The following is a 15962-nucleotide window of genomic DNA, read 5'->3' on the forward strand; positions in this document are numbered from 1 at the left end:
CGTCGCCGCTTGTGTCCAAACAGAGCAAGCCAGACGGCGACTGTGAGTATTTGCGCCGTGTCGACCTCGAGATTCGGACTGGACTCTTTCCCGCTCTAGATGGGAATCTTCAATGATAAGACATTAATCAATCTCGAATATAACGAACCATTCTCAATCTATAAGGGTGCACAGGTCAAACTAATGAGCAAGCCCATGGACGACTGGACTGAAACGATGACCGCTCGCGATCGGATCGAGGACGTTGCTCTCACACTCCGCGAGCCGCGGTCAGTTAACTGGATCAAAGAGCAAGCAGAAGTTGGCTCCTGGGAAACGGCGAAATCCCATCTCGAGTCACTTGTCGACGCTGGGCAGTTGACTGTCGTTACAGTCGACGGGGATACGCGCTACAAAATCGATCCGATGCGCGCATATCTCGATCACATCCAGGAGCTCGTTGTCGAGAACACGAAAGACGAACTGCGAGACGAACTCGAAGCAATCGCCGCAGAAATTGCAGACTGGAAGCGCGAGTACGACGTCGATTCCCTCGAGGAACTCGAGGCATCGCTCGGCGAGGAACTGCCGCCAGAGGAGATCCGAGATCGCCGAAAGGTCATCACCTACTGGGAAGAGAATAACCACCACCGACAGCTAATTACGAACGCTCTCGGGTTGTACGACGATCTCTCGGCACAGAGTCACGCCTCGGATTCCAATCACCCCCAACACGCGGATTAGAATGGGACGGTTCACTAGCGGTGGGAATCCGTACGACAAGCGGCGTGTCTACGAGCGAATTCATCAACGACTGAGTACGCAACCGGAGTTCTCTGACGTCCAGTATCTCCCCTCCAAAAACCGACCCCGCGAGATTCATGCTGACGTTGACGTTTCGCAGTTTCTCCAGCAGTCGTATCCGTCGACGACCGCTCGAGTCGAAATCGAATTCATGTTTCGGCAAGACTGGAACCACTACTGGATTCAGTGGGTCGAACCCGAACGTGGCCTTTCCTGCGGGTGGCACCAGGACAATACTCATTCGGACTTGGGTCAGTGTCACTTCCAGATTGATTATCCAGATGGGAGCGTAGATCGAGAGGAAGCCACGTTTCTAGATGCTCATCCGCTATCAGTCGTCGAAACTCGACTCCAAAGTCTTCCAACAAAGCTTATGACATCCTCCGCGCCGTGAACGGCGCGGTTTCCTCCGTGGGAGTCTCAGCCGGTCTACGACTCGCCGGAGGCAACATTCCCGTCACGGTGGACGGTACTCGGGTCTGTGCGCTGTTCTTTGGGACTTTCGTGAGAGCGTGGTGACTCCGACCATTCATGGTCGTCCCACTCGAACCGCACGGGCCGTGCCATCGGCCTGACTACCTGTTCTGTCTGCTGTCTCAGGAACGTTTCTGACGCCGTGAGGTCGGCGTGTCCCTCGAACCCACACGGGCAGGTGAGTGTGTCCTGATGCCGTGTTGTTCGGTCTGTACCGCCGCACTGCGGGCACTCTTGACTGGTCCACGCTTCCGACCGGACCTCCACCGAGATTCCGTATTCCTCGGCGGTACAGACCAGTCGCTCGGTGAATTGCTTGAACGCCCAGAAGTTGTGCGTCTTCGCGTTGGTTTCGACAGACCAGTGCGTTTCGAGCACGTCGGTCAACCCACCGATATACACCGTGTCCACTCCTTCGGCGTACAGCCGTTCGAGCAAGTCACGACACAACGCTTCCTGAGCGTGGTCGCGGCGGCGAGTCCGTTTCCGGTACAGCCGCCGGATACGCTCGCTACTGTATTGCCCTTCCCGTAGCTTGGACTGCAACCGGGCGATCTCTCGCGTCGTGTCGCGGAACCTGTGGAACAACTCGTGGCCTTCGTACAGGTATTGTTCGCCGGTCGTCGTGGTACAGGCGACGAGATTGTTCGCACCGATGTCCAGGGCGGCCTTCTCGTCGGCCAGTGGAGTTGCCTGTTCGTCTGAAGAAACAGTCACGGGTTGCGAAGCCCTGAACGTGCTGTCAGTCTCGTCGTACCACAGGTCCAACCGGCCCTGTTTCTCGTAGTCGGGCCAATTCGGGTCGCCAGCGATTTCCAGCCGGAGACGCCCGGTGTGGTCGTATCGGTCTTTCAACTCACTCCCGACCAGTATCTCGATCCGGGAGCGATCGCCCCATTCGACGGTGTACGACGTGTTACGAATGACGGTCTTGAGTTGCCGCCCATCGTCCTCATTGCCACGGAATCCCGGCGGTTCCGGGTGTTCCGTAATCGACGTGTTCGACTCATCGTGATACGCTTTCTTGTTCTCGAAGAACCCGCGCCACGCTTCGCTGTTCTTTCGTATTACTTGTTGGGCGGTGGACGCACCGAGAACGCCTTTGTATCGGCCTTCGAGTCGGCCCGTATCGGCGTCCCACACGTCTTCGTCCTTGAAGCCGTCCTCGTCGTTGTACCGCATGAGGCGTTCGTAGTTGACTTCGTTCCAGAGAGCGGCGGAAGCGTCCAGCAGGTCCCGTAGCAGCTGCTCCCCGGTATCGGAGAGCGGTCGCACGGCAAACGTGTTGGTGCGCTTCATGCCACAATTCTTTCACGTCTTTACGTCAAATAAGTCTTGTGAGACATGACGACTGAAGCGCCACTAACCTGCTACATCTGTGGGCAGACCAACGACGATTGGATGACAGTTGACATGATTGGGTTGTTTGAGGACCAAGAGGCAGCCCGCGAACGCTTCAAAGAAAAGCACGACACGGAACCGGAAAGTTACCTGTTCGTCTGTCCGGCATGTGAAGATGAGAATCCCCACCACGCCGAGAACTCTTACGAGAAATACGGGAAATACCAATGAGGCCAGCAATCGACATTTCGCACGGCTTGCACGGACGGCTTAAAGACTACGCAGAAGCGAACGATGTGGATCTCTCGGAAGCCTATTCAAAGGTGTTGGAAGCCGGTCTGGAAGCGTTGGAGACTCAAGAACAGCAGTAATACGGCGGTTTCTCACCGGATCGTACGCGATTCACTCTCGCTGTTGAAAGGTAGAAATCTCTATTGAGTAGGCCCCTTCAAGGAAGCAAGAGAAAATCCCGACTACTTGAGTGATAGCTGCGGAGCCGAATGTCCCCCCCTGGATCTGACGTAGCAACGACAGACTGTCGTCCTGCACATGAAAAGTGTACTCAAACTGGTGTAAGCCTATTGGCTGGAAGTCGTTTGTTAGATAGTCGATGTCATCATAGACGAGAGGCGTATTTGTGAGGGAATTATCGACGCTGGTCTGAAAATCATTATCATCAGATAACGCTTCGAGTGCGGCACGAACGTCTGAAACATCGAGTTCTCGCAGGTCTTCGAATCGATAAGCGGCATCATCGACAAGGACGACAGGCCCTTCAATATCGAGAACGCGAAACTCGCCGATTGGTCTGAGGGAAACTGACTCTGCCTGAATTATAAAAGAGAAGTCGAGATTCGAGTCTTCAGTCACACGTTAGGGAGCAATTGGACTACTCGACCTGAGCTTCATACTCATCCCAGAGGGTATCAATATCGGTACCCGTCTCATCAGAGATGTGACGCAATAACTGCGCCCGGTTTTCGAATCGCCGAAGTTGCCCCTTCGCGCTCATACTGGAACATTGACGGCGGTAGAGTAATAAATTGAGGGCTGCTCTTCGTCTGTCGCTCTTTCTTGGAGTGTCGATGATGAGATGTATCGATAAGTGTTCAAGGATGTCCTTATCGGCAGTTATGTTCAAACACTGCAGGCAGGATTAGTACACCTGTGCTTCTGATCCGTTGTTTCCGACTCACCGAGATCGCCTATACGAAACTCGTATCAATGTTTAAACTTCAAATCCTTATCTTACTGTCTAACTATATCCTGCACCGTGACAAAACAGCACTAATAGCGAAAGAAAAGCAATCAGAAAGTGCGCAAGGACACTAGGTTAGCCTAATTTCACGGCTTTTCACTTTCACTCTGCTTTTGAAAGATTTATTGGTATATCTGCCGAACACCAGCATGCCCGCTGTCGAACCACAAACGCCCCTCCTAAACCGGACCCCTTGATCAAATAAATGAGTGTTATCCAGGCAGTTGCGGAAGAGTTCCGCACGTACGAGCCTCGTGTACTACATCTCAACCGGAAATCACGAATGGAGAACGACACATGGGGAATCAACGATGAAATCCCGACGGACAAAATCCTCGCGAACTTCCAACAACACTCCGAACTCCGGCAAGACAACCAACAGCTATGGATCCCGCTCCACGAAGAAAAGAGCGCCGAACTGACCGGCGAATACGTTATACTCCGCAAGCACTACGACCGGCCAACGATCTTCTACTTCGACGTCGCCCGCGAGAAGCTTACCCCGGTCCAGACAAACACGCTCGGTCGGGTGTACATCGGGTACCGAATTCGGTTCTGGCACCCAGATTACACTCCGCCTGAAACGCCCTCGTTCCTGACCGACATCGATTCAGAAGAGGGTGGTCTCGATGGCTCTAGAACCGAGATCGCTGCGGACAATCCAGCCAGTGAAGACGAGATGGATCAACTCTACGATGACCTCGTGGAACTCGTCGAAACCAACGATGACAGCGAACGGGAAGAACGACGTAAGGAGATACACGATACATCGATCGATCGGTTGGAACGGCAACGTGTCGCCGTATCTGCACTCACTGCCCGTGGCGCAGTATCTGCAGAACGCGATAAAATGACCCTTCGAATCGAATCGGAAGCGAAAGGGAACAAAGACCTTGATTTGAGAAGGGATTCCGACCTCCGATACAACGTTGAGGTGGTTGTCGGGAAAGATCGCGAAGAAGATGGACTCCCATTCGACGCCAGGATCGCCGACGTCTTTGAGGACGGGTTTCGGATCAAGCCCGACTGGGGGACCTCTGATGCTCCCGAGTTCGCTGCTCTTCACCTCAAAGAAGGGGTTGAGGTTTCGATCGTCGAACTTCATGACCCACTCGCGAACGAACGGAAACGAGAGGCCATCGACGAGGTCTGGCGAAACAAACAGAAACGAGAAATTATCGGCGGGAGAGCACTGCTGAACTTCGATTCAGCGCTTACTGTCGACTTCGACCGAGATCGACTCAATAATTACCAGCAACAGGCAGCAGAAGCGGCTCTTCGATCGAAAGACGTGTTCTGCATACACGGCCCACCAGGAACCGGGAAAACACGGACGCTGGCCACCATCATCCGCGAAGCAGTAAAAGACGGGAAACGGGTGCTGGCCTGTGCCCATTCGAACCAGGCGGTAGATAACCTGTTAGCTACAGATCAACTGTATCAGGCTGATCTAGACGGTGAACTCCGAATTGCTCGAGACGGACACCGCATCACCGATGAGAGGGTTCGTTCACGGTTCATGGGCCGAAGCAAGCGCCACGCCGACATCGTCGGAGCGACCACCAACCGGGCTGCCAACTTCCGCAAGAACGAGTTTGACCTGTGTGTGATCGACGAGGCCACTCAGGCAGATATCCCGTCGACACTTATCCCGTTCTATCGCTCAGAGCAGTTGATTCTCGCTGGGGATCACAAGCAGCTGCCACCGCACTGCTCGGACGAGGATATGCGGCGAGAGAACATGCACCGTCCGCTGTTCGAGCGGCTACTGGACCTATACGACGAGAACATCTCCGTCACGTTGCGCCGCCAGTACCGCATGAACGGGACGATCGCCGGCTTCTCGAATCAGGCATTCTACGACGGCAAGCTGGAAGATGCTGACCAAAACGCGGGTTGGACAGTCAACGGAATGCCGCCGATGGTCGGAATCGATATCCGCAGTGAAGAAGACGATCATGGAACAAGCAAGAAAAACCACGAAGAGGCCCAGGCCGCTGTTGGACAGGCGAAGCGCCTGTTAAACAACGGTGTCGATGCTGATGATATCGGGATCATCGCGATGTACAACGGGCAGGTCACCGCCATCAAGACAGAACTACAGCGACACGAGATCTACGGGGTGAAGGTGAGTACAGTCGACTCATTTCAGGGCAGCGAGAAAGAAGCGATCATCGTTTCGTTCGTTCGCAGTAACTCGGATATGGATGCCGGGTTCTTAGAGTTCAAAAACGAGGGACCGCGCCGGCTCAACGTAGCGCTTACCCGGGCAAAGAAGCGGTGTGTACTCATCGGGAATTGGAAGACGTTGACCACACCGAGGAACGGACAGGATCCAGCTGAAAGCTGTGCAGACGTGTATCTCGACTTGTATTCGTATATCCAAGATCACGGCAAGCTGGTCTCGTCACCAGGAACGAACGTAGTTACGCACTGACCCCGATCTGCGTAGCCCAACTCTAAGCTGCTTAGAGAAGATCGTCGACGTACTTATCCTCCCACTCCCTCCGGGCTTCGATCTCACGCTCTCCGCGGCGCGTGACCGAGTACACGTTCGTCCGGCGATCGGCTTCTCCCTTCTCAATGAGTCCTTTGTCGGCGAGTGTATCTAGGTTCGGGTACAACCGACCGTGGTGGATCTCTTTCTCGTAGTAGTTCTCGAGTTCGTCCTTGATCGCCAACCCGTGAGGCTCGTCAAGGCCCGCCGTTACGGTCAACAGGTCACGCTGAAAGCCGGTGAGATCATACATGTTCGGATGACTATTTTCGAGGTTGATAAAAAGACTACTATAGATTCGATCAGTGCGAGTCCTCGGCAGCCATCCGTTGGCGTTCGTGCTCATGAGCAAGCACATCGAACGGACCTGAACAGACGCGAATTGCTCGGTCAGTTGGCTCGTCGGTCTCGCCCTATCGGTTCGTTATCACGGATAACCTCTCGGCGGAGCCAGTTGATGAGGGTTCTCTCGTTACCGAGCGAAACGGCGGTTCGATCTGCTACCTCCCGTACTGGCTCTTTTTACTCATCTACTGACGCTCTCTGACGAAGCGATCACGTTGTCCTGTTTTGCTCCGATTGACAGCAGATACAGACGCTTTCACGGAAAAGCTCCGTCAAACTGATCTGGAAATGGACGCTGCCAGGTAATATGGGTTCGTTCATGTGGTTTGCATGGATATAGAGCGTGTCATACAATAGTTCTCGAGCGGTCCATTTCACGCGCTCATCTTTGAATAGAAACTGAAATGCGATGTTTCCTGAATCAGGCATGAGATGAAGCAGTCAAAATCACTGCGTAGAGGGTGTGAGTCGTATTCTATGACACGCTGTGGATATATCGAAACCTCCCCAAACAGCATGTTGACGGCCTCCATAGAGAGGTTCCCGTGGAATCGGTAGTTCGTGGGGACATCGCCCTCCGTGTTAACCAACGACAGCCAATTATCCATAGTTTTGTTGGTTAAGTGGGAGATAGTTCTCTTACCTCTCTGTTTTCTAGGCTCTCGCCACCGTTGAATGGGTCGACCCAATTTCCGATATCTCACGGAACTTGACCACAGTGAGAGCGATTTATAGGAGTTCCTCAACGAGATCCTCGATTTGTTGTTGGTATTCTGAGATTGTTTGCCACTCATAGAGTTGATCGTAGTACTCGAAGATTTCGAAGACACCGAAAGTCTGCATCCAACTATACTGCTCTTTCTCTCGGTCGGGAGAATATGTTCGTTTTAGGATGTGCGTTTTGTCGATATATGACCGCGATTCGATCAAAAGGCCATGTTCGATGAGCGCGCCGCCTTGGTCATGTTCACAGACGCCAAGGATATGGTGTGAGTCGTCGGCGATAAGCTTGAATTTGAGAATCGGGTGCAAGATAAGGTCGGTCTCGGGAACAAAATCATCCATTCGGTAGGCCACGGCGCTGTTGCCTGTTTCTTGATTAATGTGGGCCTTGAGATCGTTTACTCGGTCGACGTCGTCCTCGGCAAAGCTCCCCAGAACGAAAAATCGATTATCTGCGTCTGCGGCGATATCTGCCCAGTCGGCTCGAAGGTGATTGAGTGCCTCGAACTCCTCCGGCGTTAACGTCCGGTAGTGATGCCGTTGTGCTCGAGCCTCGAGGTCTGTCTCTGAGGAGCTGTCCGGCATTGCTAACTCGTTCGCACGCGCATATTAAAACCCTTTCGACCACAACGGTCTAAACCAATGTGGTTATCGCCGAAGCATTTATGCCGCCGGCGACTATACGCTAGCGTGAACACAAGCAAGACAACCAGTACCGATCGATACCGGTCGAAGTTCCCATCCCAGACCGGTATTCCGTTGATCCCGTCCTACATCAAGGAGGGGAATACGACCACACAGCGATAGCTACAGCAGGCTTCCAATCGACTGTAGCTGTCTACCCCAACCATGGCATACGACACAACGCATCGGGAGCAGCCCGATACAACCGATGCAATCGACAGTACGGTAGAAAACCAGCGACAGCGCCTCAATGTTGCTACGCAGGAGACGCGGTTCGTCCTGATACAGAATATTCTCTCTCATCCGCAGCAGCTTCCCACGCTCAAAGAGCTGGACTACGTGAATCCCAGCAAGAGCAAGAGCACTATTCGTGAACATCTTGAGGTGCTGATCGAGCACGGTCTTGTTGAAGAGCGTACGCTTCCGAAGGGTGAACGCAAGCGCGATCTCCCATGGCGCTTCTACGGCCTCACTGATGTTGGTCGCGACTTGTTGGAAGAGATGGGGCTGCTTGGAGCTGAGGGTACGTTGCAGGATATGTATGAGATGCTGGAAACAACGGATGAGATCGACAAGTATGCTCAGGCTCCTCGTCCTGAGGGTGACAGTGAAGACGAGGATCTAACTGGTAGTGGTGCTCTCGCTGCCTATATTCGGGATCAGAAGGGAGATCTCCCGAGCGTTGCGGATCAGATCGCTGTTGCTACTGTCTTGTACGAAGAAGGAATTGGACCAGATTCAAAGGGCTTGACTCGAAATGAGATCGCAGAACAGTTGACTTTCGACCATTCGTTCAGTACAGCTCTTAACCATCTCGTGGACCTTGACATCCTCGAGGAATTCCAGCCGCCTGGCCCATCGACGTATGCGATCAGTGAACGGCGAGACAAGATCATCAATGGAGAGGTAGAGAAGACAGTTGAAGAAGAGATCGAACGTCTCATTGATGATATGGTCGACCGACTTGATAGTCCCATTCGACCTGGTAACGACGAGTATGCTGGTGACTCTGTAATTCGTGCAGATGGTGGTTACCGGACGCTTCGATTTATTCTGGCCGAAGAGTTCGACATCCAACCAGACATGGTTGAATCCCACCTCCGCGAAGGGGACCAGTTGTCGAAACTGAATAGGGCTGTTGACGCGATTGAAGAGAGCGAACTGGACAAGGGTGATGACTACGGTCGAGTCGTTTTCCGCCGTGCTCCTTACCGCTATCGGCTTTCCGAGTTTGCAATGTCTCTTGCGGAAGAAGGCGTGAGTTCGTGAGGCACAGATTTTCTCTCTTGTATATTAAGTTTTTAGTACTTTTCTGTTTAACTATCTGGTTAACTATTCTGTTGACTGAATTGATAACTCATCTTACGACAGATCGTTTCCACAGTTCGGACAGAAGTTCTCATCGCCGTCCAACAGGCCTAGGCATTCGACACAGATACGGTTACTCGGCGATGTAGTGATGTCTTCGAGAAAGTCCATTGCTGTCTGTGCTTCGGCTCCTGGTCCGTACCCGTCCGCATATCCTGGAAGGGTTGATGCCCACTGGACGGTTCCCTCCTCATCAATGACGGCGACGTTGCCGGCGATGTCGAGTGTCCCGTAGCGTTTGAATGCTTCCGACGGCGTCTGTTCGATGACCGCATTCAGCGAACGATTGCGCTTGAGATCGCGCTCGTAGACCTCTTCAGGTGTGAGACGCCGTACTTCACCGGGGAAGTCGGGAATCGGATCATGCTGTTCATCGATCCGATCGATCTCGACGGTAATGTCGTGGTCGTCATGAAGTTGCGCTAGCAGACGTATCGCGTGGTTGTGCATCTCTCGTATCTCCGCGTCTGCGTAGTAGCGTATCTTCATGATTCGGAGTCGTCATCTTCTGCACTCGCAATACGGTCGGCGAGACTCTCTGCAAACCAGTCGTTCGAAATATCAGTGGCATGATTGATCATTTCTTGATGATCCATGTCGGTGTTGTCGAACGACTCGTAGACCCGCCATCGTTCCGCAGGCGAGTCGAACACGAGTACGTGCGTCACTCCTTCCATATTCAGGAGAAACGCTTCGATCGTTCCCGGTGTCGAGCCGGGAAACCCCATTGCACCGTGGATTTTCGGATGGTTGCTTTCGCCAATCCGCTTCACGATGTCATCCGTGATCGGCTGATCCGGTAGCGACGAGAGAAATGAAGACGTCGTTTCGGAACCCGAATTGTCGGCCATACCGAGCGTTCGTGGAGGGATCTCTTGAATCCACGTCAGTCGATACAGTTGTCGTTCGGTAGGAATGTGCCACAACGAAGGCGAACGAATGAGAATCGAATGTTGACGAAGCCGGTTTGTCCCTCACGGTTTAGTAACATCCTCCCCGAGAGGTACCGTATGGCTCCGTTCAGCGTCTCGTGGCACACGCTTCTCGAGGAACTCGACGAGCTCCCGGAGGGAGATACGTTGCTTACGCCGCTATCACACGACCGCTTTCGCGTTACTGACATCCAGGAACAGCGGGTCGTCATCGAGTTCCTCGACCATGAGATCGACGAGACACGACCACTCCAGCGTGACCAGTTCGAAACATTCTATCGACGAATCACTGAGGAATCGGGAGGGTTCGAACTCGACCGACTCCCGCCGGACGCCGATCCGTATCCGGCAGTCCTCAGTCTTCATCCGCGATTCGAAATCAACGAAGATCAGGGCGTAATCGTCGAGAAAGAAGGTGCCAAAACAAGCCAGCTGCTCGACACTGAGGACGTATCCGAGCCCGACGAGCAAGAGCGGACCGAACCAGATCTGGACGTGTACGCCGACGCATTGTTGCTCGTCGACGCACTCGAACGTCACGAAGTAGACGTCCTCGAAGAGATGGACACGGATGCGCTGGTCAATCTCTACACGTTGCTGTCCGATGTCCAGCGTAATGCGAACGATCTCCGTCAGGATGTTGCGGACGTACTGTTACAGCGACTTCATCACGATCGACCGGTCAGCGGACCATTTGGTTCCGTTCAGCGGACGACGAGACGCAATCGAACGCTAAAAGACGACGAGGTGGTACTCGAAACGCTCGAAGAAGCCGGAATCGACCGCGGTCGGGTACTTAGTGTGGATCGAAATAAAGTCGACGACGCACTAGACGTCACTGAACTCTCCGAGAGCGATGTCTACGAGGTTGAAGAAAGCGAATATGTTCGCAAGGCGGAGGTCGACGAAGAACAAAAAGAGAGTCGCCTTCAGGGCCTCAAAGACCAACTCGCAGCCACGGAGGGAGAAGAGGCCGAGGAACTCCGACAGGAGATCGAGGATCTGGAAGCTCGTATCGATGAGTTGACTGAGTTCAAGTCCGGTCAGGCCTACCACACCCAGGCAGGGGGTGGGCCATGACACAAACAGACCGAAATGAAGAACGCGAAGAGCGAATCAAGACGAGGATTACCGTCTATACATATAGCCCCGAAGAGGCGGCGATGGGCTGGTATGCGTATCTGGGTGATCTCCTCGATTTCCCTTTTGAAGCTCGCTGTGTCCAACAACGAGAAGAATCCCCGCTAAGGAAGGCGAAACGGTGCGTGTAGTGAGTATGTCATCGACGGAACCAACTCTCAGTCAGATATTCGTGACGGTCGAATGGATGGGTCGAGAACTCGGCGTCCCACTGGAGCAATTGGGGCTAGTTGATCCCAACGAGGACACTAAGCAAGCCAGTCAACTGCCCCGCGCACGGTGGCGCGGGGCTTGTCAGTGAACTCGGCCTCTGCCGACGGTTAGTCCGACGGGACAAATCCCCGGTTCGGTGTCACCGTTCCTGACTTCAGGGCGAGTTGACTGTCGCCCGTCCGCCGAGACGACTGTAGGCCCCGACGGACAAACCGCCACCCAACATTCTTCGCACCGACGTAATCTGCATTCTGAGTCGCACCGCAGGACTCACACTCAAACTCCGCCTGTCGCACTCGGTTCCCCTCGCTCGTATGCCCACACTCGGGACACCGCCGACTCGTATTCTTCGAGTCTACAAACCCGACGCTAATCCCGTCGGCTTCAGCCTTGTACTCCACGAGATCAACGAGTTGCCGGTGCGCCCACCGGTGGAACTCTTTCACTGGCGGCGCACGTTCTCGAATGTGTTTTAGATTCTCGAACGCGATGTATTCGCAGTTGTGCGTACGTGCTTCTTCGAGAATCTGGTTAGCGACTTGGTGAAGTTCGTCACGAAGATACCGTGATTCCCTTCCGCTCATCTGCTGAATCGTCCGATGAGCAGATTATGTACCGGTCTGCTGAAGGGTGCTGTGAATCCGCTCGAACTCTCGGTGCTGGTGTCGAAGTTCCCTCCCCGACGCGAAGTATGTCGTGCTGGTGGTGGCAATGTTGATGATGCCGAGGTCAACGCCGAGAACTGTCCTGTCCTCGTCGTCATCCTGTTTTTCGACCTGTTTCTCGGGCTTCAGTTTGCGAAACCCGAGGAGGATGTCACACACGAAAAGACTTTTCGTAGAGCAGTACGTGTTCGAACAACGCCAGCCAGTTCATTCCAGGCCCCCTTGCTACACCTTGAAAGCAGTGGCTCAACTCTATGATTATGGAGAATATCATAGGTTGTACGACGAACACTACGATACGCCCTGACTCGCAACAGGGTGATGCGGAGCGGGAGGGCAACACTCTCAAAGAAGTCATCCACTACATTCCTGACGGCACATCAATACCGGAAGAAATGTGGGCGAACCGGCACCGGAACATTCTCTTACTGATAGCTGTCCAAGTACCTCTCCTCTTAGTACTCGGTGTCTACGAAGGGACTGAATCCATCACTGGCGCAGAGATCCCAGCAATTCCAATATGGATGCTCGGCGGCTTCTTGATTGTCATTATTGGTACGACGTTGCTTTCAACATGGGGTCGCCTAGGGCGGAGGCAGCGAACCACACTTGCAGCATTCAGCGCAATGACCGTCTCTATGGCGCTGGTGAAGTTCTCAGGCGGATACATCGAAGCACACTTCCATTTCTTTGTCTTCCTCGCGGTACTCGCTCTGTACGAAGACTGGCTCCCGTTCGCGGTCGGAATGGGATACGTCGCGATCGGCCACGGAGGCTTCAGCCTCATTGATTCAAGTCTGGTCTATAACCATCCTGCAGCAATCGAAAACCCGATTATTTGGGGAGGCATTCACGCCGTGTTTATCACTGGGCTCGCGGGCGCGCTTATAGTGAACTGGTACTCGATCGAGAAATCTCGCGAAGAGGCTCAACATCAACTCGAACTAGTTGCCGAACAGAAGGCAGAGATCAGAAATGCCGAAGAGGCAAAAGCCGAGGCCGAGAAAGCGAAAGCTGAAGCAGAGGACGCAAAAGTAGAAGCAGAGAAAGCGAAAGCGGAGGCCGAAAAACGCCAGGAAGAAGTCGAGCAACTCAATCGGCATTTAGAGACGAAAGCAAGCGAGTACAGCAAGGAAATGAATCGGGCTGCCGATGGCGATCTTACCGCGCGGTTGAACGCTGACAGTGAAAGCGAGGCAATGGAGCAGATAGCTACTGCGTTCAACGAAATGATGGACGAGATCGAGGCGACGATGGAGGAGATCCAGTCGTTCGCCGAGGAAGTCTCAGATGCAAGTGAGGAGACGATGGCCGGAGTGAACAAAGCAGAAGAACTCAGCGAAGACGTGACAAAGTCGATCGCGGAGATCGCCAATGGCGCGGACGATCAGCGCGAAATGCTCGAGGAAGTGTCCGGAGAGATGAACAATCTCTCTGCGACTATCGAAGAGGTCGCCTCTTCCGCAGCAACCGTCGTTGATACGTCACGAGAGACAGCAAACATTGCAGAGACTGGTGAAGAGACTGCTCACGACGCTATTGAGAGCGTCGATGAGTCCCAGGAAGCTATCAATTCCACTGTGGAAAGAGTACAGGAACTCGACGAACAGATGAAAGATATCGGTGAGATTGTTGACCTCATCGGCGATATCGCAGAACAGACCAACCTTCTCGCCCTGAACGCTAATATCGAAGCCGCACGAGCAGGAAACCGCGACGAAGCGAATAACGGGTTCACCGTGGTTGCTAACGAAGTCAAACAGCTAGCCGAAGAGACTCAGGAATCCGCACGGGCGATTGAAGAGATCATCGCCGGCACGCAGGAACAAACCGAACAAACCGTTGCGGAAGCCCGTACCGCTGAGGAATACATGGAGGACACCGCCGATGCGGTCCAAGATGCAGTTGATGCGTTCACCGACGTTGCTGAAAACACAGAGCAAACCGCCGATGGTGTCCGCGAGATCAGTAAGGCGACTGACGACCAAGCCGCAAGCACTGAAGAAACCGTCTCGATGGTCGAGGATGTGGCGAGCATCAGCCAAACAACAGCAGAAGAAGCGAGCGGCGTCTCAGCGGCCGCGGATGAACAACTCTCTGCGATGTCACGAGTGACCAGCGAAACGGGACCACTCGCCGATAATGCTGACCAGCTCCAGCAACTCTTTCGGAAGTTCGAAGTCAGTGCCCAGTTGCCCACTCAGTCTGCAACACCGACAGTTGGCAAGCCCGACAAAGATGGTTGATGAACTACTTCGACGGTCTCGCGTCGCCGGCCCATAGCTCGATCCTCCCGTCGATCTCACCCATGATAGCAGCTGAATTCAGAACTACTGCTAAGAATTACTGGAGATAGACAACTCTGGAACACAGGTATTAGAGGTATGCTCTTGAACACAGGTATTAGAGGTATCGAGGCCCGCCAGCGATCGACACCACTGTTCATCGAGGACGTTCAGCGGTCATGTCTCGAAAAATTCGCCACAACTCGTTCTCCAGAGGTTGTTCTTCGTCGTCTCGGGAAGGCAATCGAGAGACTTCACGCGGAAGAGGTCCCGGTAAAGGAGCTCGTCGAACGGAATCGGGTTTCCAAACCACTCGAATCCTATACGCAGACCACACGGAACGTGGCGGCACTGAAACGTGCCTGCGACCAGGACCTTACGGTCCATCCAGGACAGGATATTGAGTACGTAGTCATTGACGATGAGAAGTCTTCGTGGAATCGTGTCGCCCTAGCTCATGAAGAGAGAGACCTACGACGCCTCGTACTACGAGACGCAGCTCGTCCGAGCTGTCGAAAGCATACTTTCCCCTCTTGATTGGGATCGTAAGGACATTCGACGAGAGTATGATGGTGATATGTAGTCGATATTACGGACTGGACCTGACGAACCCTCTCCCCCCTTTTTCGAGTTGTAAGTCACTGAGGTACAAGCTTTTCAATACACCAAATAGCAAAAGTTGAATTGAGGAAATAGGTTAGAGACGCTCTGTAAGGACGCTATTCGCAAAAAGATCACGAGCGTGCTTGGTGTGGTATCTGAGATTCCGATCATCTACAAAATGTTAGATGATCTAATCTCATAGCCTAGTACGGATACGGTTAGCAGACATACAACATAAACTTTGCTACTTCTAGATAGACATTAGAGGAACCAAATATCAGGCCATCTATTGCGTGTATCCGCTACAATCAGCAGTTCAATTGTCTCTTTTCCTGTTTACCCCTCCCCACCCTCACGGATTTACAACTCGAAAAAGGGGGGAGGGGGTAGAGCATCCGAGATCAACGAACTGGCTCCAGTGACTCTCGTATTTGTCGATTGGTATTACTGGTATTCCTGAACTGGTCCTGCAAGTGTCGCTCTTTCATGACAACTCTGGATCTTACAACTCGAAAACGGGGTGTGTGAGATAAATCTTGTAACCATCATTCATGTAACTCAGATCATGTCTTTCCTTTGATTTGACTTATTTGTACTTACAACTCGAAAACGGGGGGAGTTGGATAACCAACTTGGTTTGCTACCGCACCT

12 protein-coding genes and 3 pseudogenes are annotated in these 15962 nt (G+C 53.2%); 8 read left to right on the top strand and 7 right to left on the bottom strand.

What is annotated here, in order from left to right:
* The first annotated feature begins 183 nt into the window (after nt 1-183).
* Nucleotides 184-723, top strand: coding sequence for a DUF7342 family protein (locus tag FYC77_RS11925; RefSeq protein ID WP_149081721.1), 540 nt, complete (start codon nt 184-186; stop codon nt 721-723).
* A 489-nt stretch (nt 724-1212) separates the two neighbouring features.
* Here FYC77_RS11925 and FYC77_RS11930 read toward each other — a convergent pair whose 3' ends face one another.
* Nucleotides 1213-2556: an RNA-guided endonuclease InsQ/TnpB family protein gene (locus tag FYC77_RS11930; RefSeq protein WP_149081722.1), complete on the bottom strand. Its 1344-nt coding sequence runs from the start codon at nt 2554-2556 to the stop codon at nt 1213-1215.
* A 45-nt stretch (nt 2557-2601) separates the two neighbouring features.
* Between FYC77_RS11930 and FYC77_RS11935 the strand changes: the two genes are divergently transcribed.
* Nucleotides 2602-2829 carry a hypothetical protein gene (locus FYC77_RS11935; RefSeq protein WP_149081723.1) on the top strand — a complete coding sequence of 76 codons (228 nt, stop codon included), beginning with the start codon at nt 2602-2604 and terminating at the stop codon, nt 2827-2829.
* A 171-nt stretch (nt 2830-3000) separates the two neighbouring features.
* On the opposite strand, the gene FYC77_RS11940 is transcribed toward FYC77_RS11935, so the two are convergent.
* On the bottom strand, nt 3001-3468 hold the full coding sequence (locus tag FYC77_RS11940) for a hypothetical protein (protein WP_149081724.1): 468 nt from the start codon (nt 3466-3468) through the stop codon (nt 3001-3003).
* Nucleotides 3469-4139: 671 nt separating this feature from the next.
* Here FYC77_RS11940 and FYC77_RS11945 point away from each other — a divergent pair.
* Nucleotides 4140-6293 carry a DEAD/DEAH box helicase gene (locus FYC77_RS11945; RefSeq protein ID WP_162354516.1) on the top strand — a complete coding sequence of 718 codons (2154 nt, stop codon included), beginning with the start codon at nt 4140-4142 and terminating at the stop codon, nt 6291-6293.
* 31 nt (nt 6294-6324) lie between these two features.
* Here FYC77_RS11945 and FYC77_RS11950 read toward each other — a convergent pair whose 3' ends face one another.
* Complete coding sequence (locus FYC77_RS11950) at nt 6325-6606, bottom strand: PadR family transcriptional regulator (RefSeq protein ID WP_149081726.1); 282 nt, start codon at nt 6604-6606, stop codon at nt 6325-6327.
* Nucleotides 6607-7427: 821 nt separating this feature from the next.
* A complete protein-coding gene (locus tag FYC77_RS11955) occupies nt 7428-8006 on the bottom strand; it encodes a hypothetical protein (RefSeq protein ID WP_149081727.1) in 579 nt (192 codons plus the stop codon).
* Nucleotides 8007-8270: 264 nt separating this feature from the next.
* On the opposite strand from FYC77_RS11955, the gene FYC77_RS20720 reads away from it, so the two are divergent.
* Entirely contained in the window at nt 8271-9374 is a 1104-nt protein-coding gene (locus FYC77_RS20720) for a winged helix-turn-helix domain-containing protein (protein ID WP_238386923.1), read from the top strand.
* A gap of 93 nt (nt 9375-9467) precedes the next feature.
* On the opposite strand, the gene FYC77_RS11965 is transcribed toward FYC77_RS20720, so the two are convergent.
* Together FYC77_RS11965 and FYC77_RS11970 are read right to left on the bottom strand one after the other, a co-directional pair.
* Nucleotides 9468-9962, bottom strand: coding sequence for a zinc ribbon domain-containing protein (locus FYC77_RS11965; RefSeq protein ID WP_149081728.1), 495 nt, complete (start codon nt 9960-9962; stop codon nt 9468-9470).
* Nucleotides 9959-10324, bottom strand: a complete 366-nt coding sequence (locus tag FYC77_RS11970; RefSeq protein WP_149081729.1) for a hypothetical protein — start codon at nt 10322-10324, stop codon at nt 9959-9961. Before FYC77_RS11970 ends, FYC77_RS11965 begins: the two co-directional genes overlap by 4 nt.
* A gap of 159 nt (nt 10325-10483) precedes the next feature.
* Between FYC77_RS11970 and FYC77_RS11975 the strand changes: the two genes are divergently transcribed.
* On the top strand, nt 10484-11485 hold the full coding sequence (locus FYC77_RS11975; protein WP_149081730.1) for a hypothetical protein: 1002 nt from the start codon (nt 10484-10486) through the stop codon (nt 11483-11485).
* Nucleotides 11482-11792 (top strand): annotated as a pseudogene (locus FYC77_RS11980) (calcium-binding protein); the annotation flags it as partial. The gene FYC77_RS11975 and the pseudogene FYC77_RS11980, both read left to right, overlap by 4 nt.
* 73 nt (nt 11793-11865) lie before the next feature.
* Here FYC77_RS11980 and FYC77_RS11985 read toward each other — a convergent pair.
* Nucleotides 11866-12567, bottom strand: a pseudogene (locus FYC77_RS11985) (RNA-guided endonuclease InsQ/TnpB family protein); the annotation flags it as partial.
* A gap of 251 nt (nt 12568-12818) precedes the next feature.
* Here FYC77_RS11985 and FYC77_RS11990 point away from each other — a divergent pair.
* Both FYC77_RS11990 and FYC77_RS11995 read left to right on the top strand, forming a co-directional pair.
* The gene (locus FYC77_RS11990) at nt 12819-14669 is read left to right on the top strand and encodes a methyl-accepting chemotaxis protein (RefSeq protein ID WP_149081769.1); all 1851 of its coding nucleotides are present in this window, start codon (nt 12819-12821) and stop codon (nt 14667-14669) included.
* A 156-nt stretch (nt 14670-14825) separates the two neighbouring features.
* Nucleotides 14826-15291 (top strand): annotated as a pseudogene (locus tag FYC77_RS11995) (DNA polymerase domain-containing protein); the annotation flags it as partial.
* Between the last annotated feature and the right edge of the window lie 671 nt (nt 15292-15962).

Origin of the sequence: Natrialba swarupiae (assembly GCF_008245225.1) — an archaeon.
GTDB lineage: Archaea > Halobacteriota > Halobacteria > Halobacteriales > Natrialbaceae > Natrarchaeobius > Natrarchaeobius swarupiae.